General features: G+C 71.2%; 21 protein-coding genes. 9 read left to right on the forward strand and 12 right to left on the reverse strand.

Annotation, left to right across the window (positions count from 1 at the left end):
* Nucleotides 1-174: 174 nt before the first annotated feature.
* From ACIQVT_RS10470 to ACIQVT_RS10490, 5 genes are all read right to left on the reverse strand, one after another.
* Complete coding sequence (locus ACIQVT_RS10470) at nt 175-2,577, reverse strand: hypothetical protein (protein WP_403750440.1); 2,403 nt, start codon at nt 2,575-2,577, stop codon at nt 175-177.
* A gap of 197 nt (nt 2,578-2,774) precedes the next feature.
* Nucleotides 2,775-3,191 carry a DUF6113 family protein gene (locus tag ACIQVT_RS10475; protein ID WP_403750442.1) on the reverse strand — a complete coding sequence of 139 codons (417 nt, stop codon included), beginning with the start codon at nt 3,189-3,191 and terminating at the stop codon, nt 2,775-2,777.
* Nucleotides 3,188-4,042: an N-acetyl-1-D-myo-inositol-2-amino-2-deoxy-alpha-D-glucopyranoside deacetylase gene (gene mshB / locus ACIQVT_RS10480; RefSeq protein ID WP_403750444.1), complete on the reverse strand. Its 855-nt coding sequence runs from the start codon at nt 4,040-4,042 to the stop codon at nt 3,188-3,190. The genes ACIQVT_RS10475 and mshB overlap by 4 nt, the downstream gene beginning before the upstream one ends.
* A gap of 57 nt (nt 4,043-4,099) precedes the next feature.
* Nucleotides 4,100-5,035: a helix-turn-helix domain-containing protein gene (locus ACIQVT_RS10485; RefSeq protein ID WP_403750446.1), complete on the reverse strand. Its 936-nt coding sequence runs from the start codon at nt 5,033-5,035 to the stop codon at nt 4,100-4,102.
* 227 nt (nt 5,036-5,262) lie between these two features.
* Entirely contained in the window at nt 5,263-5,730 is a 468-nt protein-coding gene (locus tag ACIQVT_RS10490) for an ATP-binding protein (RefSeq protein WP_403750448.1), read from the reverse strand.
* 154 nt (nt 5,731-5,884) lie between these two features.
* On the opposite strand from ACIQVT_RS10490, the gene ACIQVT_RS10495 reads away from it, so the two are divergent.
* Nucleotides 5,885-6,769 carry a helix-turn-helix domain-containing protein gene (locus tag ACIQVT_RS10495; protein WP_403750450.1) on the forward strand — a complete coding sequence of 295 codons (885 nt, stop codon included), beginning with the start codon at nt 5,885-5,887 and terminating at the stop codon, nt 6,767-6,769.
* Nucleotides 6,766-6,975: a DUF397 domain-containing protein gene (locus ACIQVT_RS10500; RefSeq protein ID WP_403750452.1), complete on the forward strand. Its 210-nt coding sequence runs from the start codon at nt 6,766-6,768 to the stop codon at nt 6,973-6,975. The genes ACIQVT_RS10495 and ACIQVT_RS10500 overlap by 4 nt, the downstream gene beginning before the upstream one ends.
* A 73-nt stretch (nt 6,976-7,048) precedes the next feature.
* Here ACIQVT_RS10500 and ACIQVT_RS10505 read toward each other — a convergent pair whose 3' ends face one another.
* On the reverse strand, nt 7,049-7,243 hold the full coding sequence (locus tag ACIQVT_RS10505; protein WP_403750454.1) for a hypothetical protein: 195 nt from the start codon (nt 7,241-7,243) through the stop codon (nt 7,049-7,051).
* A gap of 167 nt (nt 7,244-7,410) precedes the next feature.
* Between ACIQVT_RS10505 and ACIQVT_RS10510 the strand changes: the two genes are divergently transcribed.
* Nucleotides 7,411-9,543 carry a prolyl oligopeptidase family serine peptidase gene (locus ACIQVT_RS10510; protein WP_403750456.1) on the forward strand — a complete coding sequence of 711 codons (2,133 nt, stop codon included), beginning with the start codon at nt 7,411-7,413 and terminating at the stop codon, nt 9,541-9,543.
* A 110-nt stretch (nt 9,544-9,653) separates the two neighbouring features.
* On the opposite strand, the gene ACIQVT_RS10515 is transcribed toward ACIQVT_RS10510, so the two are convergent.
* Genes ACIQVT_RS10515 through ACIQVT_RS10535 form a run of 5 tightly spaced genes read right to left on the reverse strand, consistent with a single transcriptional unit; the run spans nt 9,654 to nt 15,296 of the window.
* Nucleotides 9,654-10,766 (reverse strand): ABC transporter ATP-binding protein, encoded by a 1,113-nt coding sequence (locus tag ACIQVT_RS10515; RefSeq protein ID WP_403750458.1) that lies wholly within the window; start codon nt 10,764-10,766, stop codon nt 9,654-9,656.
* Nucleotides 10,759-11,733, reverse strand: coding sequence for an ABC transporter ATP-binding protein (locus ACIQVT_RS10520; protein WP_403750937.1), 975 nt, complete (start codon nt 11,731-11,733; stop codon nt 10,759-10,761). Before ACIQVT_RS10520 ends, ACIQVT_RS10515 begins: the two co-directional genes overlap by 8 nt.
* A 7-nt stretch (nt 11,734-11,740) precedes the next feature.
* Entirely contained in the window at nt 11,741-12,739 is a 999-nt protein-coding gene (locus ACIQVT_RS10525; RefSeq protein ID WP_403750460.1) for an ABC transporter permease, read from the reverse strand.
* Nucleotides 12,732-13,658, reverse strand: a complete 927-nt coding sequence (locus ACIQVT_RS10530) for an ABC transporter permease (protein WP_403750462.1) — start codon at nt 13,656-13,658, stop codon at nt 12,732-12,734. The genes ACIQVT_RS10525 and ACIQVT_RS10530 overlap by 8 nt, the downstream gene beginning before the upstream one ends.
* A gap of 6 nt (nt 13,659-13,664) precedes the next feature.
* The gene (locus tag ACIQVT_RS10535; RefSeq protein WP_403750464.1) at nt 13,665-15,296 is read right to left on the reverse strand and encodes an ABC transporter substrate-binding protein; all 1,632 of its coding nucleotides are present in this window, start codon (nt 15,294-15,296) and stop codon (nt 13,665-13,667) included.
* 514 nt (nt 15,297-15,810) lie between these two features.
* On the opposite strand from ACIQVT_RS10535, the gene ACIQVT_RS10540 reads away from it, so the two are divergent.
* The 6 genes from ACIQVT_RS10540 to ACIQVT_RS10565 all read left to right on the forward strand — a co-directional run bounded on the left by ACIQVT_RS10540 (nt 15,811) and on the right by ACIQVT_RS10565 (nt 22,868).
* On the forward strand, nt 15,811-16,800 hold the full coding sequence (locus ACIQVT_RS10540; RefSeq protein WP_403750466.1) for an ABC transporter permease: 990 nt from the start codon (nt 15,811-15,813) through the stop codon (nt 16,798-16,800).
* Nucleotides 16,801-16,880: 80 nt separating this feature from the next.
* The gene (locus ACIQVT_RS10545; protein ID WP_403750468.1) at nt 16,881-18,641 is read left to right on the forward strand and encodes an ABC transporter substrate-binding protein; all 1,761 of its coding nucleotides are present in this window, start codon (nt 16,881-16,883) and stop codon (nt 18,639-18,641) included.
* A 96-nt stretch (nt 18,642-18,737) separates the two neighbouring features.
* On the forward strand, nt 18,738-19,718 hold the full coding sequence (locus tag ACIQVT_RS10550; protein ID WP_403750470.1) for an ABC transporter permease: 981 nt from the start codon (nt 18,738-18,740) through the stop codon (nt 19,716-19,718).
* Nucleotides 19,719-19,785: 67 nt separating this feature from the next.
* Nucleotides 19,786-20,823, forward strand: coding sequence for an ABC transporter ATP-binding protein (locus tag ACIQVT_RS10555; RefSeq protein WP_403750472.1), 1,038 nt, complete (start codon nt 19,786-19,788; stop codon nt 20,821-20,823).
* Between the two features lie 26 nt (nt 20,824-20,849).
* Nucleotides 20,850-21,893 (forward strand): ABC transporter ATP-binding protein, encoded by a 1,044-nt coding sequence (locus ACIQVT_RS10560; RefSeq protein WP_403750474.1) that lies wholly within the window; start codon nt 20,850-20,852, stop codon nt 21,891-21,893.
* A gap of 219 nt (nt 21,894-22,112) precedes the next feature.
* Nucleotides 22,113-22,868: a class I SAM-dependent methyltransferase gene (locus tag ACIQVT_RS10565; RefSeq protein WP_403750476.1), complete on the forward strand. Its 756-nt coding sequence runs from the start codon at nt 22,113-22,115 to the stop codon at nt 22,866-22,868.
* Nucleotides 22,869-22,943: 75 nt separating this feature from the next.
* Here the strand turns inward: ACIQVT_RS10565 and ACIQVT_RS10570 are convergent, their stop codons facing one another.
* Nucleotides 22,944-24,071 carry an ABC transporter ATP-binding protein gene (locus tag ACIQVT_RS10570; RefSeq protein WP_403750478.1) on the reverse strand — a complete coding sequence of 376 codons (1,128 nt, stop codon included), beginning with the start codon at nt 24,069-24,071 and terminating at the stop codon, nt 22,944-22,946.
* Between the last annotated feature and the right edge of the window lie 4 nt (nt 24,072-24,075).

The raw sequence follows: 24,075 nt of genomic DNA on the forward strand, positions 1-24,075 counted from the left end.
TGCGGCCCGGATGACACCGCCCGGGGGCGCCCGCGAAGGGGGCGCCCCCGGGCGGGCGCGGCTAGGGCCTGTCGTTCGGATCACGCCGGGCTCGGGGGCCCTGGCACCGCGCCTCGCCGCGATGCACGGCACCGGACCCCGCTCCCTGATCCGGCCCGATCCGAACGAACGAACCTAGTTGGGCTCGGTGTCGATCACCGCGACGCGGTTGGTCCTGCTCATCAGGGCCTGGCGCAGGGCGGCGTAGACGTCCTGGGGGGTGACGGCCGTCTTCTTGCCGTTGCCTCGGGTGATGAGCACCCCGTCGAAGGCCTGCCCGTACAGCTGCTTCAGCGCGGTCAGGTCGGGCTTGTCGACCAGCTTGCCGTCGACGGCGGTGACCCGGAGGAACTTCCACAGCGAGTTCTGCGGGCTCATCGGCACCGCGTGGGCCGCGTCCGTGCGCACGGTGACGTTCCCGGACATCGCCGGCTGCGCGAAGTCCTTCATCATCCGGTCGACCTCGGCGTTCGACACCGTCGGCTGCTTGGTGGTCGTCGGCACGCCGACCGACGACGCGGTGCCCGTCTCCACCAGGGTGCGGTACGCCTGTTCGACCGCCTGGGTCGAGCGGGCGGCGTCGATGGCCTTGCCCGGCCTGCCGTAGACGGCGACCGCCCGGCCGTGGTCGAACCTGATGGTGCCGTCGGTGACCGAGCCGGAGCCGCCGCCGGCCTGCTGGAGGGCGGCTTGGAGCTTCTCCTCGTCCACCGGCATGGCCGGCTGGACCACGCGCTTCTGCCCGAACAGGGAGCCGACCACGTGGACCGGGTTGTAGTCGCTCTTGGCGGCCTCGCTCACCGTGGCCTGGTAGTCGAACTGGAGCCCGGCGTTCTCCGGGGTCAGGGTGACCGTACGGCCGCCCACCGCCAGCTTCAGCGGCTTGTTCACCCGGCTGCCGAAGGCGTCGTCCAGCTTTCTGACGGCCTCGTCGCGGGTGCCGCCGCCGATGTCGACGCCGAGCACGGTGGTGCCCTTGGGCACGTCGGTGTGGTTCATCAGCAGTCCGGCGCCGTAGGCACCGCCCGCGACGACGATCACGCCGACGGCGAGCAGCACCAGCTTGCTGCGGCCCTTCTTCTTGGGCCTGGCCGCCGCCTTGGGCGCGGGGGCCGGTTCCGGCCGGGGCGCGGCGGGCGCCGCCGGACCGCCGTCGGCACCGCCGAACGGGGGCTTCCCAGCGCTGGGGACGACCGGGATGCCGCTGGTGACGGTGTGTCCGGAGACGTTGTCGGCGGCCGGGGAACGGTAGCCGGGCGTGCCCGGTTCCGGGGCCGGCTTCTGCGGGGTGAGGATCGCGGTGTCGTCGCTGAGCCCGCCGGGACCGCGTCCCGCGGGACCGCCGCCGGGGGTGGAGCGCGGGCCGCCGGGGCCGCCCGGACCGGTGGGCCCGTCGAGGCCGGCGAGGGCGCTGCGGCCGGGCGCGGTGCCCTGGCCGGCGCCCGGGGTGCCGTGGGCGGGGCCGCCGAAGGGCTCGCCGACCGGCGGGACGAGGGGACCGTCGCCGGTGGCCGGACCGCTGGTCGGGCCGGCCGGTCCCTGCGGGCCACCGGGACCGCCGTGGCCGCCCGGGCCGCTGAAGCCGCTCGGACCGCCGGGTCCGCCGGTGCCGTTGGCGCCGCCCGTGCCCGGGGTCCCGCCGAAGCCGCCGTCCTGCCCGGCCGCACCGGCCTTACCCGCGCCCGCGCCTGCGGCGAAGCCGTCCTGGCCGCCCGCCGCGCCCGCGCCCGCCGTGCCGGGGCCGCCGTAGCCGTCCTGGCCGGAGCGCTCCGAGAAGTACGGCAGGTCATCGCGGCGGGGCTCGCCGGGGCCGGCCGCGACGGGGCGGGAGCCGCCGCCCCGAGGACCCGAGGTCAGCGCCTCGGTCACGTCGAAGGAGCCGGTACCGCCGCCGTGGCCGGGGGCGACCGGGCCGCCGGTGGCGCCGGGCAGGCCCTTGCCGTTGGTACCGCCGGACCGGGCGCCCGGCACGCTCATGGAACCGACCACACCACCGGGACGCGCGCCGGTGGTACCGGCCGCACCGGGTGCTCCCGGACCACCCGTACGGGCGGCCGGCACGGTGGGGGCGGCCGGGGTCGACGCGGAACCACCGGGCGTCCCGGCGCCGTTCGTGCCGCCGCCGCCCGGAGCGCCCTTGCCGGGCGCGGACTTGCGGGGCGCGAACCAGTCGCTGGTCTTCTCGTCGCCCGGGGCCACGGGCTCGGCGGGGGCCTCGGCCGCGCCGGCCGGACTCCGCTCGGCCGGGGCCGCCTGCACCGGCTCGGCGGCGGGCTGTTCCTCGCCCGCGCCCTCGCCGTCCCCGACGGGCTTGCGCATGACCACCGGCGGGATGGGACGCGATCCGGGGATGTTGATCCGGATCCGGGTCGTCAGCGTGGTCTCGGTCTTCTTCTCCTCCGGCCGCGTGCCCGAACGGCCCGCGCCGGCGGCGTCGTCGGGAGCCAGGGGGGTCCCGTACGGCGGCGTGCCGGAGGGGTACGCGGCTCCGCCGCGCCCGCTGGGCCCGGAGGACGGAGTGTCAGTTTCACGACTCAAGGCAGGTTCTCCCGGTTGGCTCCGCCGCCCGTTACGACCTCACTGCACGTGAGGGTCCCCCGGCACCAGCGAGGTCGAGCGCTAGGGGGAGGCTCGGCGGCGCGCACCACCATACTGGCCACTTCTGGCGCGTATCCCATGACCGCTGACTTAACCCCCACAGGACCCGCACCCGCGGCCCACGGCGAAGTGGTACGTCACTTGTCAAGTCGGGCGGGAGGGCCGCCGGGTTGCCGCCCGAGGCCGACGGTGGCGCAGATCACAGCCAGTGCCATGCCGCCGAGCAGGAAGAGGTAGGAGCCGGCCCCGGCGCCGAACAGGAAGTCGCCCTCGGGGCGTGAGGTGGTGAGCAGGATGACGGTGACGATCCAGCCGGCCGCCGGTGCGACCGCCCCGCCCCGGCCGCCGGTGGCGTACGCCCCGCCCAGGAACAGTCCGCCGGCGCCCGCGAGGGCGAGCAGCAGCCCGCCGGGGAACCAGCCGGCCTGGACCAGCGCCCCGGCCAGCGCCACCACCGCGCCGAGCAGGAAGAGGCCGGCGTGGGCGGCGGCCCGCCCGGCGGACGGCGGGCGCAGCGGCTGGGCGAGCAGGGAGCCCGGTCGGGTGTCGCTCATGCCGTCTCCTCGACGCCGGCGAACAGGTCGGTCTCGCCGGGCTGCCCGCTGCCGCGGACCAACTCGTAGTACTCGCTGGTGAACAGGGGCTGCGCGAGGGCGTTGGAGAGCGCGAAGTACGGCTCGGCGACCGCGATCTGGGTGGCGTGCGCGCGCATCGCGGCGGCCTTGGCGGCGGCGTACGCGGTGCCGTCGACCGCGGTGGTGATCCGCTCGTCGTCCACGACGCCGGGTACGTCGTCCACGGAGGCGGCCTCGTCGAACGGGAGGACGGGCAGTTCCTCGTGGAGGCGGGCGAAGGCGGCCTCCACGACGGAACGGGGAACGCGGTTCCAGTACACCTTGGCGACCCGGTGCCCCCGCGCCTCCGCCAGGTCGACGGCGCGCATGGCGACGCGGTGGGCCTGGATGTGGTCCGGGTGGCCGTAGCCGCCGTCGTCGTCGTAGGTGACGAGGACCTGCGGGCGGACCTCCAGGATCACCTCGGCGAGGCGGGAGGCGGCCTCGTCCACGTCGGCCTGCCAGAAGGAGCCGGGGTCGTCGTTGTCGGCGAGGCCCATCATCCCGGAGTCGCCGTACCGCCCGGCGCCGCCGAGCAGCCGGGCGTCCGTGACGCCGAGCGCGCCCAGGGCGGCGGTGAGTTCACCGCGCCGGTGGGCGCCCAGCGCGGGCCCGGTCAGGTGCCGCAGCTCCGGCGGGATGACCTCCCCGCGCTCCCCCAGGGTGCACGTGACCAGGGTCACGTGGGCTCCCTCGGCCGCGTACCGGGCCATGGTGGCGCCGTTGTTGATCGACTCGTCGTCCGGGTGCGCGTGCACCAGCAGCAGACGCCGCGCTGGCAGTTCCGTCATGGGGCCAGCCTAAGAGGCACCCGGACGCTTCGCCGAACCCCGGCCGCTCACCCCTCGTCACCGGGCGGCCTCCTCCGGTGCGGTTCGGCAGTCGCGGCAGCGGGCCGCGGGGTCGGGTGAGCGGATGGCGCGGTCGCAGCCGTCGCAGTTCCGCATGGCATACCGGGGTGGTCGCGGGGCGGCCGGCGCCCGGAACGGCGGTGGGGGCGGCAACTGGGCCGCCAGGCGGTGCGCCAGGAGGGCCACGGGGCGGCGCACGCCCTCGGGCGGCAGGTCGGCGGTCAGGGCGTGGCGGACGGCGGCGGGGGCGACGTCCCGCTCCAGCCAGGCGGCGACACCCGGGGCCAGGTGGGCCGTGTCGCGGGCGGAGAGGAGCAGCCGGGGGTCGTGGCGGTGGAGGTCCGCGAGCAGGGCGGTGGCGGCCTCCAGGAGCGGCGGGGCGGCGCAGGCGGGGCTCGGCACGGCGGGGAGCGGTCTGCGGGGGGCCGCCTTCTCGCGCGCCTCGCACGCCGTGCCCTCCTCGCGCGTCTCCTGCCTCCGCGGCGCCTCAGCCGACCGGGTCCGCGGGTGGCCGGGGACCTCGGGGTGCCGGTGGGCCGCCGCCGGCTGGTTGCAGGAGGTCGTGCGGGTGACGATGCGGCCGGTGGCCGTGCGGTGGCGTTCGCGGCGCAGGTAGCCGTGGGCCTCCAGCTCGCGCAGGGCGGCGGCGATCCGGGTGGCTCCCTCGGGGAACCGGGTGGCGAGGGTCTTGATGTCGGCCGGGGCGCCCTTCGGCAGCGACTGGAGGTGCACGCCGAGCCCGATCGCGAGGAGCGAGAGTTCCCCGTGCTGGGCCAGGTGGTTGCCGACCACCGTGAAGCACATGGTGTGGCGGGTGTTGTCGTGCTGGAGCCCGCCGGGGCGGTGGGCCGGGCCGGGCCGCCGGTTCGGGTGCTTGTTGCCCGCAACGCGGGCCGGGGCACGCGGGGGCACGCTACGGTTCTGGGTACCCATCGGGAAGCTCTCTTCTTCCTCGGTGGTCAGGCCCTCGCACTGGGATTGCCGTCCCGGCGGGGGCCGTCTCATGTCTGCGGTTGTGGTGGTGCGCTGCGCCGAGCGTCGGGCCTCGCGGGTTGCGAGGTCCAGCCGGTCCGGGGATGTTCACCCTCCCGGGTGAGTGCAGGCCGTGGGCGGGAGGGGTGGGGCTCGGCGGGGTTCTTTCTCCCGCCGTTCTTTGTCCTTCAGTCGCCGAAGGCACCGGAGCACGTGGTCCCGGGTTCCGGTGGCGCGAGGCCGATCTCCGCCCAGACGGTCTTGCGCGGAATGCGCCCCTCACTGGTTCCCCAGCGGTCGGCGAGCGCGTCCACGAGCAGCAGACCCCGGCCCGACTCGGCACAGGCTCCGGACTCCCGGAGCACGGGTCGCCGGTCACCGCGCGTGTCGGTGACCTCGATGCGGAGGGTGCCGCCGACCACGTAGAGCGTCAGGCGGAAGCTCCGTCCGGGGACGCGGCCGTGGGTGGCCGCGTTGGCCGCCAGCTCGGCGACGACATGGCTCGCCCTCTCGTCCGGGAGACCCCAGTTCCGCAGCGCGTCCACCGCGAGCAGGCGGGCGAGGCGGGCACCGCGCGGGGTGCAGGACAGCAGCATGCTGAAGTTGCGGACCCTGCCGTCGGGTTGGGTCCTGCTCTCGGCGAATTCCTGGTTCACGTCACTCAGCGTGGCCGACCGGTCGTACCGTGAACAGTGATCGCAGGGTTGCGTACGGTGACCGTCCGGCGCTTGTCCGGTGCTGTCCGGACTGTCGGCACGGCGCCCGCACGCAGCACGTGACGGTACGGAACAGCGCTACGGAGGGGCACGCATGTCGGTGAACGATGAGGCGGTGCGGGGCGGGGCCGGGACGGGGCAGACCGACGAACCGGGCTGGGAGGTGGACCCGGACGACGCCTGGGCACTCGCCGTGGTGGCCACGGTGGGACGGCAGTTGAGGCTCCGCCGGGAGGCTGCCGGGATGCGGGCCGGCGAGTTCGCGGTGGCGGTCGGGTACGGCGAGGACCTCGTCTACAAGATCGAGAGCGGCAAACGCATCCCCCGGCCCGAGTACCTGGACACGGCGGACGAGGTGCTGCGCGCCGGGGGCCTCATCGCGGCGATGAAGGAGGATGTGAAGAGGGTCAGGTATCCGAAGAAGGTGCGGGATCTGGCGCAGATGGAGGCGCGGGCGGTGGAGCTTCAGCTCTACGACCCGCTCAACATTCATGGGCTGCTACAGACGCCGGACTACGCACGCGGGCTGCTCCTCATGAGGCGCCCCGCCTACTCGGCGGAAGAAGTCGAGCGGTTCTTCTCGGCACGTGTGGCCCGCAAGGCCGTGTTCGAACGGGACCCCGCCCCCGAACTCAGCTTCGTTCTGGAGGAGTGGACCCTTCGGCGCCCACTGGGAGGGAGGACACGTCTGCGTCAGCAACTGGAACACCTGCTGGAGGTCGGGCAGTTGCGCAACGTCGAGCTTCAAGTGATGCCGACGGATCGCGAGGAGCACGCCGGCCTGGCCGGCGGCATCGAAGTGCTGAAGTTCGAGGACGGTTCGATGGTGGGTCGTTCACCGGCAGTCGCCAACGGCCGACCCGTTTCCGAGCCGAGGCAGCTCCGTATCCTGGAACTCCGGTATGGCATCATCCGGGCCCAGGCCCTCACGCCACGTGAGTCAGCTTCGTTGATCGAACAACTGCTGGGGGAGACATGAGCCGCAAGACCTTGTCCGAGGAAGCCTCCGGCCTGGCCTGGTTCAAGAGCAGCTACAGCAGCAGCAGCGAGGGCGACTCGTGCGTGGAGGTCGCCACCGGGTCCGGCACCGTCCACGTCCGTGACTCGAAGAACGTCGAGGGCCCGCGACTGGCCTTCGCACCCGCCGCGTGGGCCGGCTTCGTGCCGTACGCGGTCGAGGGCTGAACCGGCGGCTCCTACGCGGCGGGACGAGACGGCCGGCGACCCAGGCGGGTCGTCGGCCGTCCTCGCGCCGCCGTCAGAACTTGATGCTGCCGATCATGCCCGCGACGTTGGTCGTCAGCTCTCTGATCGTGGGCGCGACGGTCGAGGAGCTGAGATAGAAGCCGAGCAGGACGCAGACGACCGCGTGGCCGCCCTTCAGCCCTGACTTCTTGATCAGCAGGAAGACGATGATCGCCAGCAGCACCACCGCCGAAATCGAGAGTGCCACGGCGGCTCACCTCCAAAGATCCCAGGGACGCGGGGGGACGTAGAGCAACTCCATGCAGACGCGAGCAGGTTCATACCCACACAGCGGTAGTGATCATAACTATCCGTGCTCGCGCATCGCTCGGCGCACGGCCGCACAAGGGGGCGCATGGCCAATATGGTCGGGGTATGACGACCGAGGCTGACTCCTTCCCCCGTCGGCACGCCCGGACCCAGCGGTTCACGCTCGGCGCGCCGCGCGCCTTCGGCGTGGCACCCGACGGTTCGCGTGTCGCGTTCCTGCGCTCCGACTCCGGCACCGACCGCGCCAACTCCCTGTGGGTACTGGATCTACCGGGGGGCGCGGAGCGTCTCGCGGCCGACCCGCGTGCGCTCCTCGGGGGCGCCCGCGAAGAGCTGTCCGCCGAGGAGCGGGCCCGCCGAGAACGCAGCCGGGAAGGCGGCGCCGGCATCGTCGGGTACGCCACCGACGGCGCCCTGGAGCTGGCGTCTTTCGCCTTGTCAGGGCGGCTTTTCACGGCAGACCTGCGGACCGGCGGGACACGGGAACTTCCCGTTCCGGGACCGGTGATCGACCCCCGCCCCTCGCCCGACGGGCGGCTCGTCGCCTACGTCGCCCGGGGTGCGCTGCGAGTGGTGGACGCCGGTGGCGACGGCGACCGGGCGCTGGCCGAGCCGGAGTCGGCGGACGTCTCCTACGGCCTCGCGGAGTTCGTCGCGGCGGAGGAGATGTCCCGGACGCGGGGGTTCTGGTGGGCGCCGGGATCGGACCGGCTGCTCGTGGCGCGCGTGGACGACACGCCGGTACGGCGGTGGTGGATCGCGGACCCGGCCCGTCCCGACCGGGAGCCGCTCCACGTCAGGTACCCCGCGGCGGGCACACCGAACGCGGACGTGCGCCTGTTCGTGTACGGGCTGGACGGGGCGCGCACGGAGGTCTCCTGGGACCGGTCCCGCTACCCGTACCTGGCGCGTGTGCACTGGTCAGAGGCGGGTGCGCCGCTCCTGCTCGTGCAGGCGCGAGACCAGCGGAGCCAGTTGTTCCTGGCGGTCGACCCGGACACGGGCGCCACGCGGATGGTGCACGCCGATGAAGATCCAGATTGGCTGGAACTTTTCGCCGGAGTGCCCTGCTGGAGCCCCTCCGGGCACCTCGTGCGGATCGCGGACGAGGGCGGCGCCCGGGTGCTGACGGTCGGCGAACGGCCGCTGACCAGCGCCCAGTTGCACATCCGTGCGGTCCTGGACGTAGGTGCGGACGACGTATTGGTTTCCGCCTCTTCCGGACCGGAGGCCCAGTCGCCCGAGATTGGCGAAGTCCATGTGTACCGGGTGAACGAACTGGGCTTCGAACGGCTTTCCCAGGAGCCCGGCGTGCACGGCGCGGTGCGCTCCGGGGGCGTGACCGTCCTGGTGTCCGCCGCACTGGACCGGCCCGGTACCCGGGTCCAGGTACTGACCGACGGGAACCCGGCGGTGACTGTCCCGTCGTACGCCGAAGATCCCGGTATGTCCCCGCGGGTGACGCTCACCGAGGGGGGCGCACGCCGAATTCCGTGCGCCGTGCTTATGCCACGGGACTACCACGGTGACACTCCCCTGCCCGTGCTCATGGACCCCTATGGTGGCCCGCACGGCCAGCGGGTCGCCGCCGCGCACAACACCCATCTGACCTCCCAGTGGTTCGCCGACCGGGGCTTCGCCGTGGTCGTGGCCGACGGCCGGGGCACCCCGGGCCGCTCGCCCGCCTGGGAGAAGGCGGTCCGGGACGACCTGGCGGAGGTCGTGCTCCAGGACCAGGTCGACGCGCTGCACGCCCTCGCCGAGCAATACCCGCTGGACCTGGGCCGGGTGGCGATCCGGGGCTGGTCCTTCGGCGGCTACCTGGCGGCCCTCGCGGTGCTGCGCCGCCCGGACGTGTTCCACGCGGCGGTGGTCGGCGCCCCCGTCACCGACCTGCGCCTGTACGACACCCACTACCAGGAGCGCTACCTCGGCCATCCGGACGAACAGCCGGAGGTCTACCGCCGCAACTCGCTGATCGACGACGCGGGACTGGTCGCTCCGGCCGAGCCGCACCGCCCGATGATGATCATCCACGGGCTGGCCGACGACAACGTGGTCGTCGCCCACTCCCTGCGCCTGTCCTCCGCCCTGCTGGCCGCCGGCCGCCCGCACGAGGTGCTGCCGCTGTCCGGGGTGACCCACATGACCCCGCAGGAGGAGGTCGCGGAGAACCTGCTCCGGCTCCAGCTGGACTTCCTGCGGCGCTCCCTGCCGCAGCCGGGCACCTCCGCGTGAACGGGGTTAACACACAGGCAACTTGACGGACGCGGCACCGATATACGGACACGGGAGGCTGAACAGCGTACGGCCGTGCGGGTGCCGTGGACGGGCCGGGGTGCGCGATGTCACCCCGGCCCGTCGCCGTTCGCCCCCGGCCCCACCGGTTCCCCCGGACCCATCGGTTCACCCGGCCGTGCCGGTTCGTCCGGCCCCGCCCGCTCCCCCGGCACCGCCTCCTCCGCGAAGTGGCACGCCGAAGGGTGGGCGGCCGGACCGGAGGTGTCCCGGAAGGCGGCGGGAACCGCGAGCGCCGGGACCTCCCGGGCGCACCGGTCACGTGCCTTCCAGCAACGGGTGCGGAACCGGCAGCCGGAGGGGACGTCCGTCGGCGAGGGCACGTCACCGGTGAGGATGATCCGCGCCCGGTGCGCGCGGGCCCCGGGATCGGGCACGGGCACGGCCGACAGCAGTGCCTGGGTGTACGGGTGGGTGGGGCGGTCGTAGATCTCGCTGTCCCGCCCGGTCTCCACGATCCGCCCCAGGTACATCACCGCGACCCGGTCCGAGATGTGCCGCACGACGGACAGGTCGTGCGCGATGAAGACGTACGACAGCTCGAACTCCGACTGGAGCCGGTCCAGCAGGTTGATCACCTGGGCCTGCACCGACACGTCCAGCGCGGACACCGGCTCGTCGGCGACGATCACCTCCGGCCGCAGCGCCAGCCCGCGCGCGATGCCGATGCGCTGGCGCTGACCGCCGGAGAACTGGTGCGGATAGCGGTCGACGTAGTCCGGGTCCAGACCGACCACGTCCAGCAGGTCCCGCACCCGACGGCGCCGCTCGCCCTTCGGCGCCACCTCGGGGTGGATGTCGAAGGGCTCCCCGACGATGTCGCCCACCGTCATCCGGGGGTTGAGGGAGGTGTAGGGGTCCTGGAACACCATCTGGATGTTGCGGCGCACCGCCTTCATGGCCCTGCCGGACAGCCCGGTGATGTCCTCGCCCTTGAACCGGATCGACCCGGCCGTCGGCCGTTCCAGGCCGGTGAGCAGCTTCGCCAGCGTCGACTTGCCGCAGCCCGACTCCCCGACGATGCCCAGCGTCTCGCCCCTGCCGAGGGTGAAGTCGACGCCGTCGACGGCCCGCACCGCGCCCACCCGCCTGCGGAACAGGACGCCCCGCGTGAGGGGGTAGTGCTTGACGAGGCCGGTGACCTCCAGGAGCGGCTCAGTCATCCAGGCACTCCCGCCAGAAGTGGCAGGCACTGGTCCGCTCGCCGGAGACCTCGTACAGCGGGGGCACCTCGGTGCGGCACACGTCCCGGGCCATCGGACAGCGCGGATGGAAGGCGCAGCCCGGCGGGACGCGCGTCAGGTTCGGCGGCTGGCCCTTGATGGCGTACAGCTCCCGGCCCTTGCGGTCCAGACGGGGCACGGAGTCCAGCAGGCCGCGGGTGTAGGGGTGGGCCGGGGCCCGGTAGAGATCGCGCACGGGCGCCGACTCCACGATCCGCCCCGCGTACATCACCGCGATCCGGTCGGCGGCGTCCGCGACCACGCCCAGGTCGTGCGTGATCAGGATCAGCGCCATGCGGTACTCGCGCCGCAGCTCGGCCAGCAGGTCCATGATCTGGGCCTGGACGGTGACGTCCAGCGCGGTGGTCGGCTCGTCGGCGATGACGAGCGCCGGCTCCAGGGCCAGCGCCATGGCGATCATGATGCGCTGGCGCATGCCGCCGGAGAACTGGTGGGGGTGGTCCCGCGCGCGCTGGGCGGCGGCCGGGATGCGCACCCGGTCCATCAGCCCGACCGCCCTCGCCCGGGCGTCCTTCCTCGACATCCCGCGGTGGACGGTGAACATCTCCGCCAGCTGGTCCCCCACCGTCATCACCGGGTTGAGGGCGGACAGCGCGTCCTGGAAGATCATCGCCATCGCGCTGCCCCGGACCCTGCGCCGCTCCTCCTCCTTCAGCGTCAGCAGGTCCCGTCCCTGGAAGAGGATCCGCCCGCCGGTGATCCGCGCCGGTGGTGTGTCCAGGATGCCCATCACGGCCTGGGCGGTGACGGACTTGCCCGACCCGGACTCGCCGAGCACCGCGAGCGTCCGCCCGGCCTCCACCTGGTAGCCGACGCCGTCGACGGCCCGGGCGATCCCGTCCCGGGTCCGGAACTCCACGCGCAGGTCACGCACTTCGAGCAGCACCACGGCGTCACCTCAGCTTCGGGTCGAGGGCGTCGCGGACCGCGTCGCCGAGCATGATGAAGGCCAGCACCGTGACGGCGAGGGCGCCCGAGGGCCACAGCAGGGCGTGCGGGGCGTTGCGGATGTACGGGGAGGCGGCGGAGATGTCGATGCCCCAGGAGACGCTGGGCGGTTTGAGGCCCACACCGAGGTAGGACAGGGTCGCCTCCAGGGCGATGTAGGTGCCGAGGGCGATGGTCGAGACGACGATGACCGGGGCCACCGCGTTGGGCGCGATGTGCCGCAGCAGGATCCGCGTGTCGGAGGCGCCGAGGGCGCGGGCGGCCTGGACGTAGTCGTGGTGCCGGGCGGTGAGGACCGAACCGCGCGCGATGCGGGAGATCTGCGGCCAGCCGAGCAGCACCATGAACCCGATGACCGGCCAGACCGTATTGCTGGTCACCACGGAGAGGAGGACGAGACCGCCGAGGACGACCGGGATGGCGAAGAAGACGTCGGTGATCCGGGACAGCACCGCGTCCCACCGCCCGCCGAAGTAGCCCGCGAGTCCGCCGAGCACCGAGCCGAACAGGCAGACGCCCAGCGTGGCGCACACACCGACCGTGACGGACGTACGGGCGCCGTAGACGGTCCGCGTGTAGACGTCGCACCCCTGGCCGTCGTAGCCGAAGGGATGGCCGGGCGCGGGGCCGTCCTGGGCCTTGGCGAGGTCGCACCGCAGGGGGTCGCCGGAGGCGATCGCCGAGGGCCACAGGGAGATGACGACGAGGAAGACGATGACCAGGGCGGAGAGCAGGAAGACGGGGTTGCGGCGCAGGTCGTGCCAGGCGTCGGACCACAGCGAGCGCGGCCGGCCGACCGGGCCCGCGCCGTCGGGGCCGGCCGCGCCCGCCACGCCGGCCGGGGTCTCCTCCAGCGTGACGGCCTCGCTCGCGCCCAGGTCCATCGCGCCGCCCATGCCGGTGCCGGCGACGGCGCCCTCGGGCTCGTACGGCTGCTCAGGCATAACGGATCCTCGGGTCGAGTGCGGCGTAGAGCAGGTCGACGAGGAGGTTGGCGGCCAGGAAGACGAGGACCAGCACCGTCACGAAGCCGACCACCGTCTGGGTGTTCTGCCGCAGGATGCCCTGGTAGAGCTGGTAGCCGACGCCGTGGATGTTGAAGATCCGCTCCGTGACGATCGCACCGCCCATCAGCGCGCCGATGTCGAAGCCGATGAAGGTGACGACCGGGATCAGGGAGTTGCGCAGCAGGTGCCGGGTGATGACGCGGCGCCGGGGCAGGCCCTTGGCGACGGCGGTGCGGACGTAGTCGGACCGCTTGTTCTCCGCGATGGAGGTGCGGGTCAGCCGGGTGACGTAGGCGAGCGAGACGGAGGCCAGCACCAGGCCCGGCACGAGCAGCTCGCCGAAGCCGGCCTCCGGGGAGACGGACGGGCTGATCCAGCCCCATCTGACGCCGAGGAGCAGCTGGAGCACCAGTCCGGTGACGAAGGTGGGCACGGAGATCACCACCAGGGTGAGCAGCAGCACCCCGGTGTCGACGGGCCGGCCGCGCCGCAGACCGCCGAGCACGCCGAGCGTGATGCCGACGACGACCTCGAGCACGATCGCCACGACGGTGAGCCGGATGGTGACGGGGAACGCCGTCGCCATCAGCTCGGTGACCTTCTGCCCGTTGAACGCGGTGCCGAAGTCGCCGGTGAAGACCCTGCCCATGTAGGCGAGGTACTGCTGCGGGAAGACCGGCCGGTCGAGCCCCAACTCCCGCTCCAGCTGCGCGGCGGTCGCCGGGTCGCACTGCCGTTCCCCGCACAGGCCGGCGACGGGGTCGCCCATCACGTTCACCATGAGGAAGATCAGCAGGGTGGAGCCGATGAACACGGGGATCATCTGGAGCAGTCGCCGGGCGACGTAACGTCCCATCGCGGCTCAGCTGACCTTGATCTCGTTGTAGACGGGGACGCTGAAGGGGTTCAGTGCCACGCCGGACAGCCGCTGGGAGTAGCCGGCGCTGCCGTTCTGGTACCAGAGCGGGATGGCGGCCATGTGGTCCCGGACGACCTCCTCGGCCCGCTGGAACAGCCGGACGGACCGGGCCTGGTCCGTCTCGGCGTTGGCCCGGTCCACGAGCCCGTCGAACTCCGGGTCGGACCACTTGCCGTCGTTGGAGGACGCGTCGGTGTAGTACAGCGGCTGGAGGAAGTCCTGGATCAGCGGGTAGTCCATCTGCCAGCCCGCGCGGAACGGCCCGGTCATCCGGTGCTGGCCGATCCGGTTGCGGAAGTCGGCGAAGGTGCCGACCGGGTTGCCGACGCAGGCCCTGCCGTCGCCCAGGGCGTTGTTGATGGAGTTGCACACGGCGTCCACCCACTGCCTGTGCGAGCCGGTGTCCGCGTTGTAGGTGATCCTGACCTGTCCGCCGGGGATGCCGCCGCCCTCCCGGACCAGCTTCCTGGCCTGGTCCGGGTGGTACTCGCAGGCCCGGCCGCACAGCCCGGGTTTGTAGCCGCCGGCCGGGCCGAGCACCGGGGACGTCCAGTCGGTGGCCGGGGTGCGGGTCCGTTCGAAGATCCTGTCCGTGATCTGCCGGCGGTCGATCGCCATGGACAGGCCGGTGCGGACCTTCTCCGACCCCGGCCGGTTCCACGCCTTGTCGTAGTAGGGGAAGGCCAGGGTCTGGATGATGCCGGCCGGTCTGTTGAGGTAGCGGTCGCCGAGGTCGCCGCCGACGTTCTTCAGCTGGGCGGCGGGCACGTCGTCCACGAGGTCGAGGTTGCCGGCCATCAGGTCGGTGTAGGCGGTGTTGTTGTCCGTGTACACCTTGAGGGTCACCCCGCCGTTGAGCGCCTTGTCGGGGCCGGGGTAGCCGTCCCACTTCCGCAGGAACATCTGCGCGCCCTTGGTGTAGGACGAGACGGCGTACGGGCCGTTGCCGACCGGCTTGGCCAGCCAGGCCGCGTGGTGGGTGAAGAAGGCGCGGGGCAGCGGGGCGAAGGCCGGGTAGCCGAAGGTGTCGGGGAAGGCGGAGAACTTCTGGCCGAGCCGCACGGTGAAGGTGCGCTCGTCCACGACCCGCAGGCCCGACAGGGTGTCGGCGCTCTGCCTGCCGTGGGAGGGGTGGACCTTGTCGTACCCGTCGATGTAGGCGAAGAAGAAGGCGTTCTTCTGGCCGTTGCGCAGGCTCGCCCCGTAGTTCCAGGCGTCCACGAAGGAGTGGGCGGTCACCTTCTCGCCGTCGGAGAAGGTCCAGCCGTCCTTCAGCTTGATCGTGAAGTTCCGCGAGTCGTCGGTGACGATGGACTCGGCGAGCATGTCGGTGGCCCTGCCGGTCCTCGGGTCGTACTTCTTCAGGCCCCGGAAGATCATGTCGAGCACCTTGCCGCCCTGCACCTCGTTGGTGTTGGCGGGCTCGAGCGGGTTCTGCGGGTCGCCCCAGGAGGAGCTGAGCACCGCGGCGCCGGTGCCGCCGGAGGTGCCACCGCCCCCGCAGCCCGCGGCGGCGAGCGCCATCACCGCCGCCACCGCGCGGGCGGCACGTCGGGTGTGGGCGGTTCCCCGCATGGGCGTGCCTCCTCCACATGAACACCGATCCGGTAAAAACAAATATCAGTTGATATGACCAGCTTTGCCTGCCCTCAGTCCGATTGAGGGCCTTTTGGTCGTACAGGTCATCCGAATGCAGGCACGCCCCGTCCGCCGCCTTGATGATCTTGCGTGTGGAGTGCAACGGATCTCTGCGCAACGATGCGGAAACGTTGGATTCGCACGCGGCGATGTACGCATTCCGACACTCCACCGTCCGCATATCGAACTCATTGACCGTTTAGCCCGAATAGTCCGATGTGAAGCACGGATTGATTACGGCGTGCTACCCGCGTAGCTACGGAACGGCCAAGTACAGGCAAAGAAGGTAAAGAGAAACCCAAGCCGACCGAGAATTTATTGACCTTGAATGAATTGCGTTGAAAAAGTCCGCCGTAGCCCGTAGGGGAGCGCCCTGCGGAGTCATCAGACCCTCGCTTGGGCCAGGAGCACCATGACCCCCCCAACTCCATCCGCGGCTGCCCCGCTTGAGGTGACCGACGAGACCGCCGCGAAGTCGACCACTTCGGGCGTCTCGAAGGGCAGCGAGGGCCGCTCTCCGGGACGGCTTGCCTGGAAGCGCTTCAAGCGTGACAAGACGGGCGTCATATCCGCGTACGTCGTGATCTTCTTCTTCGTGATCGGCATCGCCGCACCGCTGATCTCCAAGCTCTACGGCAAGGACCCCTACACCACCTACGCGAGCAAGGACCCGAGCCTGCTCAACCCGTTCGCCTACCCCTCCGGCCCCAACGGCGGCATGAGCTCGGACTTCTGGTTCGGCGTCGAGCCGCAGCTGGGCCGGGACGTCTTCTCGTTCCTGCTGTACGCGATCCGGAACTCGCTGGGGATCGCACTCGCCGCCACCCTGCTCACCGTGTTCTTCGGTGTCGTGATCGGTGTCACCGCGGGCTACCTGGGCGGCCGGGTCGACTACCTCGTCGGCCGCATCATCGACATCCTGCTGTCGTTCCCGTCCACGCTGTTCTTCATCGCCTTCCTCCCCGTCGTCTACGGCCTGTTCGTGGCCGCCGACGACGACATCCCGGCCTCGCTGCGCGCCACCGCCCTGATCGTGGTCCTCACGTTCTTCGGCTGGGCGTCCATCGCCCGTCTGCTGCGCGGCCAGGTCCTCAGCCTGCGCGAGCGGGAGTTCGTCGAGGCGGCGAAGGTCACGGGCGCGTCACCGGCACGCATCGTGTTCAAGGAGCTGCTGCCCAACCTCTGGACGCCGATCATCATCCAGGCCACGCTCCTGCTGCCGGCCCTGGTGACCACGGAGGCGGGCCTCGCGTTCCTCGGTGTCGGCATGATCGACCCCACCCCGGACTGGGGCGTCATGATCGCCCGCGGCTCCCAGTTCTACTCCGAGGACCTCACCTTCATGCTCTTCCCGGGTCTGGCGATGATCATCTTCGTCCTCGCCTTCAACCTGCTCGGGGACTCCGTACGCGACGCCCTCGACCCCAAGTCCAGGCGGTAGCGCCCCGTTCCACCCGGCCCGGTTCGATGATGTCCGGCTGGCTCCGACCGTCCGAATTGACCCGTATAGGCAGGCTCAGCATGTCTTTTTCGCGTAGAAACTTCCTGATCGCCACCGGTGTGGCCGCGGCCTCCACCTCCGTGCTGAGCGCGTGCAGCAGCGGCGGCGACAGCGACGGCAAGGGGGACAAGGTCCCCTCGGTCAGCGGCAGCAAGACGACCCAGATCTCGGTCGGCACCAAGGCCGACTCGACGGGTCCGGCGACCGAGGTCACGGGTGCGGTCAAGGGCGGCACCATCTACTCCCTCGACCAGTTCGACATGGACCACCTGGACCCGGCCCAGATCTACTCCTCCACCGAGGCCGCGATCTCCGTCCCGATCCTGCGTGGTCTGACCGGCTACAAGATCGACGACAAGGGCGGCGCCGTCCTCGTCGGCGACCTCGCCACCGACGCCGGCACCATGAAGAACGGCGGCAAGACCTGGTCCTTCACGCTGAAGGACGGTCTGAAGTGGGAGGACGGCTCGGACGTCTCCATGGACGACGTGCGCCACACCTTCGAGCGCATCTTCGCCGACTTCATCACCGAGGGTCCGCGCTACGTCCAGAACTGGCTGGAGGGCGCCAAGGCCTACAAGGGCCCCTACGGCGGCAAGCACCTCGACTCCATCGAGATCTCCGGCAAGACCGTCACCTTCCACCTCAACGAGGCGCGCGGTGACTTCAACTTCACCCTGGCCATGCGCGGCTACGCCCTGGTGGCGAAGAAGCACGACAACAAGGAGAAGTACGACAAGCGTCCGTTCTCCTGCGGCCCGTACAAGATCGGCAGCCGTCAGATCGGCAAGTCGATGACCTACGAGCGCAACGCGCACTGGGACCCGAAGACGGACTCGATCCGCAACGCCTACCCGGACAAGTTCGTCTTCCAGTTCGGCTTCCAGAACCTGGCCTCGACCGACCGCTACATCTCGGACCGCGGCAACGACCAGTACACGATGTCGATCTTCAACGAGATCGCCGCCGAGCGCGTCGCCCAGGTGCTCCCGAACCCGAAGTACAAGGGCCGCATCCTCACCGCGATCGACACGGCCACCTACTACTGGCCGATCAACTCCAAGCGCATCACGGACGTCAAGGTCCGCCAGGCCATCAACTTCGCCTGGCCGCTCCAGCAGCTCCAGACGATCCGCGGCGGCGCCTCCGTCACCGAGATGGCGACCACGGTCTTCAGCCCGGTGACCCCCGGCTACCACAAGTTCGACCTGTACGGCAAGGCGCAGAAGCCGGGCGGCGACCCGGTCAAGGCCAAGGCCCTGCTGAAGGAGGCCGGCAAGGTCGGCACGAAGCTGGTCATCGCCTACCAGCAGTCCGACAACTCGGTGAAGCAGGCCATCGCGATCAAGAACGCGCTGGAGGCGGCCGGCTTCCAGGTGGTCAACAAGCAGGTCGACAAGTCGACCTTCTACACCCAGATCAGCAAGCTCGACAACGGCTACGACATGTTCGCCGCGGGCTGGAGCCCGGACTGGCCGGCCGGTTACTCGGAGTTCTACCCGACCTGGGACGGCAGCCAGATCCACGACGGTGGCCAGAACTGGTCGCAGTTCGACAACACGAGCGTCAACAAGGCGATCGAGGCCGCGTCGAAGATCACCGACCCCGAGAAGGCCAACGCCGCCTGGGGCGCGATCGACCGCCAGATCATGGAGCTCGCGGGCTGCGTGCCGGACTACCACCCCATCCGCCACTGGATGTACGGGTCCAAGGTCGGCCACGTCGTCTACGACAGCGCCAACACCTGCGTCGCGCTCTGCAAGCTCTACGCCAAGAAGTAGTCACGCCCGACCCCTGGGGGGCGGCCACCACCCGGCCGCCCCCTCCGGCCCACCCCTCACACCGGCGACGGCGCCCCGTCCGGAAAGTCACGCCCCATGTTCCGCTTCCTTGTCCGCCGAACCTTCGGCGCGCTGGTCATCCTCCTGATCATCAGCGCCGTCACCTTCTGGCTCTTCTACGCCATCCCGCGTGACCCCGCCATGATGTCCTGCGGCAAGAACTGCACCAAGCCGATTCTGGAACAGGTGCGGCACAACATGGGCATCGACCATCCGGTACCGGTCCAGTACTGGTACTGGCTCAAGGGCCTCTTCGTCGGCCGGGACTACGGCAGCTTCGGGCACTGCAACGCGCCCTGCCTCGGCTACTCCTTCGCCAACCGTGAGCCCGTCCTGGGCACCATCCTGGACCGGCTCCCGCTGACCCTCTCCCTCGCCTTCGGCTCCGCCGTCGTCTTCCTCTTCTTCGGTGTCGGCGCCGGCATGGCCGCCGCCGTCAAGCAGGGCAAGTGGCAGGACAAGGCGGCCAGCTCCGCCTCGCTGGTCGCGTCGTCGATGCAGATCTACTTCGTCGGGTACATCGCGATGTACTTCCTCGTCGGAAAGCTCGACATCCTCGACAACCCCTCCTACACGCCCCTCACCGAGAACCCCGGCGCCTGGATCTCCGGCCTGCTGCTGCCCTGGCTGGTGCTGGCCCTGATCTGGACCGCCAACTACACCCGTATGACGCGCTCCCAGCTGGTCGAGACGCTGAGCGAGGACTACGTCCGCACCGCCCGGGCCAAGGGCCTGTCCCGCCGCAACGTCTTCTTCCGGTTCGCCTGGCGCGGCGCGATGGGGCCGATCGTCACCATCTTCGGCATCGACCTCGCCACCCTCATCGGCGGCGCGATCATCACCGAGCAGGTCTTCAGCCTCCAGGGCGTCGGCCAGCTCGCGCTGAGGTCGGTGGAGCAGAGCGACCTGCCCATGGTGCTCGGCGTCACCCTGCTGGCCGCCGGTGCCATCGTCTTCTTCAACATCATCGTGGACGCCGTCTACGCCCTCATCGACCCGCGGATCCGGCTCGCCTGACCTCCGCCCCGCCCCCTTCCCCACCGCCCCACCCGGCGACCTCGCATCACCCCCCAGGAGCGTCCCCGTGACGAGCACCGATCAGCAGCCGTTCCTCTCCATCAGGGACCTCAAGGTCCACTTCTCCACCGAGGACGGCATCGTCAAGGCCGTCGACGGACTCAGCTTCGACCTCGCCAAGGGCCAGACGCTCGGCATCGTCGGCGAGTCGGGCTCGGGCAAGTCCGTCACCAACCTGACGATCCTGGGCCTCCACGACCGCGAGCGCACCGCGATCGAGGGCGAGATCGTGCTGGACGGCAAGGAGCTGCTCACCGCCTCCGAGCGGGAGCTGGAGCGGCTGCGCGGCAACAAGATGTCCATGATCTTCCAGGACGCGCTGGCCTCGCTGTCGCCGTACCACACCGTCGGCACGCAGATCGGCGAGACGTACCGCAAGCACACCGGCGCCTCCAAGGCCGAGGCCCGCAAGCGCGCGGTGGAGATGCTGCGCCGGGTGGGCATCCCGCAGCCGGACATGCGGGTGGACGACTACCCGCACCAGTTCTCCGGCGGTATGCGCCAGCGCGCGATGATCGCCATGGCGCTGGTCTGCGACCCCGAGCTGCTGGTCGCCGACGAGCCGACCACCGCGCTCGACGTGACGGTCCAGGCCCAGATCATGGACCTGCTCAAGGACCTCCAGCAGGAGTTCGGCACGGCCATCATCTTCATCACCCACGACCTCGGCGTCATCGCCGACATCGCGGACGACGTGCTGGTGATGTACGGCGGCCGGTGCGTGGAGCGCGGCACCAAGCAGGAGGTCCTGCGCGATCCGCAGCACCCCTACACCGTGGGTCTGCTCAACTCGATGCCCAGCCTGACCGGGCCGGTCGACGTGCCGCTGACGCCGATCCCCGGCTCGCCGCCCTCGCTGCTCAACCCGCCGACGGGTTGCCGCTTCCACCCGCGGTGCACCTTCACCGACAAGGTCGCCGGCGAGCGGTGCTCGGGTGAACGCCCGCTGCTGGAAGTGGTCGACGGCCGCGGTTCGGCCTGCCACCTCACCACGGAGCAGAAGCGGGAACTCTTCCCCGACTACGCCGCGACCCGGCACAACTGACGGACACGAGAGCGGACTTCACGAACATGAGCAACACGAACCCCCTCCTGGACGTCTCGGGGCTGACCAAGCACTTCCCGATCAAGGGCGGCTTCCCGATCCGCCGCACGGTCGGCGCGGTGCAGGCCGTCGACGGGCTGGACTTCCAGGTCGCCGAGGGCGAGAGCCTGGGCCTGGTCGGCGAGTCGGGCTGCGGCAAGTCGACCACCGGCCGGCTGATCACCCGTCTGCTGGAGCCGACCAGCGGCAAGATCATCTACCGGGGCCAGGACATCACGCACGCGGGTCGCAGGGGCCTGGCCCCGATCCGCTCCGAGATTCAGATGATCTTCCAGGACCCGTACGCCTCGCTGAACCCGCGGCAGACGGTCGGCAAGATCATCTCGGGCCCGATGGAGATCAACGACATCGACCCGGCCAGCGGACGCGAGGCCCGGGTCCGGGAGCTGCTGGAGATCGTCGGTCTCAACCCCGAGCACTACAACCGCTTCCCGCACGAGTTCTCCGGCGGCCAGCGCCAGCGCATCGGGGTCGCCCGCGCGCTCGCCCTGGAGCCGAAGCTGATCGTCGCCGACGAGCCGGTCTCCGCCCTCGACGTCTCCATCCAGGCGCAGGTCGTCAACCTGCTCCAGAAGGTGCAGCGCGAGCTGGGCATCGCCTTCGTCTTCATCGCCCACGACCTCGCCATCGTGCGGCACTTCTCCCAGCGCGTCGCGGTCATGTACCTCGGCAAGATCGTGGAGATCGCCGACCGCGCGGACCTGTACGACAACCCCCGCCACCCCTACACGCGGGCCCTGCTCTCCGCCGTCCCCGAGGCGACGGTCGACGAGGAGCCGCGTGAGCGCATCCGCCTGGTCGGAGACGTGCCGTCCCCGATCAACCCGCCCTCCGGCTGCCGCTTCCGCACCCGGTGCTGGAAGGCGACCGAGAAGTGCGCCACCGAGGCGCCGCCGCTGGTGCAGGTCGAGGGCAACAAGCCGGGCCACCTGACGGCGTGCCACTACCCGGAGACGGTCGACACCGTCCCCGCCCCGCGCCTCTCCAAGGACCCCGAGGCGGCGGTCTGACACACCCCTTTCCCGTCAGCCGCCCCCTTGCGGAACGGACTCTCACGGCCCATTGACCCGAGCCCACGAACGTCCGCTCCAGGGGACAAGGCCCGCACCTCCCCAGGTGCGGGCCTTCTTCCATGCCCGGCCGGCCACCCCGACGCTCCCCCCATCGGGAGGACTTGGATATTGCCTGTTCCTGACGCGCCGTTCAGCATGGTGTGGCAGACTGCCGCGGTGGTGGATCACGTCTTTGCCGATCTCTCGCTCGCCGCGCTGTACGACAGCCTCAACCCCTGGGGACCGGGTGACGACTTCTACCTCGGCCTGGTGCGGGAGGCGGGGTCCGTGCTGGACATCGGCTGCGGCACCGGGCAGTTACTGCGGCGGGCCCGCGAGGAGGGCCACCGGGGGCGGCTGATGGGGCTGGATCCGGCCGCCGCCATGCTCGTCCAGGCGCGGCGGGCCCGGCCCGACGTCGACTGGGTGCTCGGCGATGTGCGGGTGCGGCAGTGGCGGGCGGAGTTCGACCTCGTCGTCATGACCGGGCACGCCTTCCAGGAACTGGTGGGCGACGAGCAGATCCGGCACTGCCTGCGGGCCGTGCGCGCGGCCCTGCGGGACGGGGGCCGGTTCGTCTTCGAGACCCGCAATCCGGGCGCCCGGGCCTGGGAGCGGTGGACCCCGGACCGGGTCCACGAGATCACCGCCGCCGACGGCACGCCCGTACGCGTGTGGCACGAGGTCCAGGACGCCGGGCTCCGGCGGGACCGGGTGCACTTCACCGAGACCTACGCCGGCCCCCGCTGGCCCGAGCCCCGGGCCCACCACGGCGTCCTGCGCTTCCTGGACACCGCGGCCCTGGACGGTTTCCTCGCCGAGGCGGGCCTGACGGTGGCCGAGCGGTACGGCGACTGGCAGCGGGGACCGCTCACCCCGACCGCACCGGAGATCATCACCGTGGCCCGGCCCGCCCGGGCGCCCCGGCGCTGAACGTCCGCCGGGGCCGCGCTCGCCCGGGCCGGACCCCGCCGCCTCCACGACGCCGCTTCGGCCCGCCCGGTGACGCTACGGCTGTCCCGGCTTGCCCTCCTCCAACGCCGCCAAGGCCGGGTCCAGGACGATGTCCTCGTCCCGGGCCTCGACGGTCGGGTCCTCCGGGAAGTGGCAGGCCGTCAGGTGGCCGGCGTGGTTGCCGGTGATCCGGACGAGCGGGGGCTCCTCCATGGCGCACTTGTCCTGCGCCTTCCAGCACCGGGTGCGGAAACGGCAGCCGGACGGCGGGGAGATGGGCGACGGCACGTCACCGGCGAGTCGGATGCGCTCCCGCGGCGGCGCCTCCTCCTCGGTGAGGCTGACCTCGGGGACGGCGGAGAGCAGGGCGTGGGTGTAGGGGTGGCGCGGACGGGCGTAGATGGAGTCGCGGTCGCCCACCTCGATGATCTTGCCGAGGTACATGACCGCGACGCGCTGGGAGAAGTGCCGCACGATGGCGAGGTCGTGGGCGATGAAGACGAAGGCGATGCCCAGCTCGCGCTGCACCTTCTGGAGCAGGTTGACGACCTGCGCCTGGATGGAGACGTCGAGGGCGGAGACCGGCTCGTCGGCGACGATCAGCTTCGGCTCCAGGGCGAGCGCGCGGGCGACCCCGATGCGCTGGCGCTGGCCGCCGGAGAACTCGTGCGGGAAGCGGTTGTAGTGCTCGGGGTTGAGACCGACGATCTCCAGCAGCTCCCGGACCCGGGCCTCGCGTCCGCTGGCCGGGTCGATATCGTTGATCTCCATCGGGCCCGAGATGATCTTGCCGACCGTCTGCCGCGGGTTCAGCGACGAGTACGGGTCCTGGAAGATCATCTGTATCTCGGAGCGGATCGGGGTCAGCTGCCTGCGCGTGGCACGGCTGATGTCCCGGCCACGGTAGGCGATCGTGCCGCTCGTCGGCTCCATGAGACGAGTGATCAGCCGGCCGGTGGTCGACTTGCCGCAGCCCGACTCGCCGACCAGGCCGAAGCTCTCCCCCTCGTACACGGTGAGGTCGACGCCGTCGACGGCCTGCACCGCGCCGACCGTGCGACGGATCGGGAAGCCGCCCTTGACCGGGAAGTGCTTGGTCAGCCCCGAGACCCGGAGCAGCGGCTCCCCCTCCGGGCCGGCGCTCGTGTCGGCCGGGGCCGGGAGGACCAGGTCCTCTTTCATGACG

Origin of the sequence: Streptomyces sp. NPDC100445, assembly GCF_044759735.1 — a bacterium.
In the GTDB taxonomy this organism is placed as follows: Bacteria; Actinomycetota; Actinomycetes; order Streptomycetales; family Streptomycetaceae; genus Streptomyces.

Excerpts from the sequence above, each read along its gene's own strand:
- ACIQVT_RS10475 (WP_403750442.1), bottom strand. The coding sequence starts at position 3,191 with ATGAGCGACACCCGACCGGGCTCCCTGCTCGCCCAGCCGCTGCGCCCG.
- mshB (WP_403750444.1), bottom strand. The coding sequence starts at position 4,042 with ATGACGGAACTGCCAGCGCGGCGTCTGCTGCTGGTGCACGCGCACCCG.
- ACIQVT_RS10485 (WP_403750446.1), bottom strand. The coding sequence starts at position 5,035 with ATGGGTACCCAGAACCGTAGCGTGCCCCCGCGTGCCCCGGCCCGCGTT.
- ACIQVT_RS10495 (WP_403750450.1), top strand. The coding sequence starts at position 5,885 with ATGTCGGTGAACGATGAGGCGGTGCGGGGCGGGGCCGGGACGGGGCAG.
- ACIQVT_RS10500 (WP_403750452.1), top strand. The coding sequence starts at position 6,766 with ATGAGCCGCAAGACCTTGTCCGAGGAAGCCTCCGGCCTGGCCTGGTTC.
- ACIQVT_RS10510 (WP_403750456.1), top strand. The coding sequence starts at position 7,411 with ATGACGACCGAGGCTGACTCCTTCCCCCGTCGGCACGCCCGGACCCAG.
- ACIQVT_RS10515 (WP_403750458.1), bottom strand. The coding sequence starts at position 10,766 with ATGACTGAGCCGCTCCTGGAGGTCACCGGCCTCGTCAAGCACTACCCC.
- ACIQVT_RS10525 (WP_403750460.1), bottom strand. The coding sequence starts at position 12,739 with ATGCCTGAGCAGCCGTACGAGCCCGAGGGCGCCGTCGCCGGCACCGGC.
- ACIQVT_RS10530 (WP_403750462.1), bottom strand. The coding sequence starts at position 13,658 with ATGGGACGTTACGTCGCCCGGCGACTGCTCCAGATGATCCCCGTGTTC.
- ACIQVT_RS10535 (WP_403750464.1), bottom strand. The coding sequence starts at position 15,296 with ATGCGGGGAACCGCCCACACCCGACGTGCCGCCCGCGCGGTGGCGGCG.
- ACIQVT_RS10545 (WP_403750468.1), top strand. The coding sequence starts at position 16,881 with ATGTCTTTTTCGCGTAGAAACTTCCTGATCGCCACCGGTGTGGCCGCG.
- ACIQVT_RS10550 (WP_403750470.1), top strand. The coding sequence starts at position 18,738 with ATGTTCCGCTTCCTTGTCCGCCGAACCTTCGGCGCGCTGGTCATCCTC.
- ACIQVT_RS10560 (WP_403750474.1), top strand. The coding sequence starts at position 20,850 with ATGAGCAACACGAACCCCCTCCTGGACGTCTCGGGGCTGACCAAGCAC.
- ACIQVT_RS10570 (WP_403750478.1), bottom strand. The coding sequence starts at position 24,071 with ATGAAAGAGGACCTGGTCCTCCCGGCCCCGGCCGACACGAGCGCCGGC.